The organism is Caballeronia calidae (assembly GCF_900044055.2).
GTDB classification, from domain to species: Bacteria; Pseudomonadota; Gammaproteobacteria; order Burkholderiales; family Burkholderiaceae; genus Caballeronia; species Caballeronia calidae.
The window spans coordinates 1-786 of record NZ_FCOX02000326.1 but is presented as its reverse complement, the minus strand read 5'-3'; the positions used below and the strand labels follow the sequence as shown (position 1 = coordinate 786).

At 60.1% G+C, this 786-nt stretch carries 1 protein-coding gene and 1 pseudogene; one reads left to right on the top strand and one right to left on the bottom strand.

Features of this window, described 5'->3' with window-relative positions:
* The coding region (locus tag AWB78_RS42875; RefSeq protein ID WP_198399358.1) for a transposase at positions 1-539 on the bottom strand (539 nt) is incomplete at its 3' end.
* Positions 540-598: 59 nt separating this feature from the next.
* On the opposite strand from AWB78_RS42875, the pseudogene AWB78_RS45095 reads away from it, so the two are divergent.
* Positions 599-786 (top strand): annotated as a pseudogene (locus AWB78_RS45095) (ATP-binding protein); the annotation flags it as partial.

Here is a 786-nt window from a genome sequence, read left to right as displayed (position 1 = left end):
TTCGCCTTGGCCAGCAGCGCATCGATCTGTTCTTTGAGTTCCAGCTCGGCTTTCTTCATCCGCTCGTAACTCATCGCCTTATGACGCGACGCATTGGCCTTGATCTTCGTGCCGTCAACGGCAATCGTCCCGAGCTTGACCAGTCCGCATTCCTTGGCCAGCTTCACCACTTGCACAAACAGGTCCGACAGTTCCTTCAAGTGAAAGGCGCGAAAGTCGCAAAGCGTGCGATGCGCCGGATAGTTGCCCGCGGCGAGGACCCGGAACGCGACATCTTCATGCAGCTTCCTGGCCAGCTTGCGCGACGAGAACACCCCGGTCGCATAGCCGTAGACGAGCACCTTCACCATCATCGCCGGATGAAAGGGTTGATTGCGCGGGCCGCCGCCCGCATACCGCGCATGGAAGCTTGACAGGTCGAGCGAATCCACCGTGTCGCTGATGTAATAGGCCAGGTGCCCTTCAGGCAGCCAGTCTTGCAGCGCGTGGGGCAGCAACATCTGCTGCTGCGGCTCGTAGGGAAGATAGCTTATTGGCATCTCCTAACAACGCTTACCCGGCTCGGCCGGATGACATCAGATTTCTGCCGCGCATACTCCTAGCTTGCGCCTTCACCATTCAGGCTTGCCGGCAAGGCTTCTCGGTTGCCTATCTGCGTATGCCCAAACTCAGCGAGGAGCTGGCCCTGGTGCACGGCAGTGGCGGCTATGCGCGCTGGCTCGCGCAACTCGCGAAGACGGACATAGTGATCCTCGACGATCTCGCGATGACGCCGCTGAGCGCGTC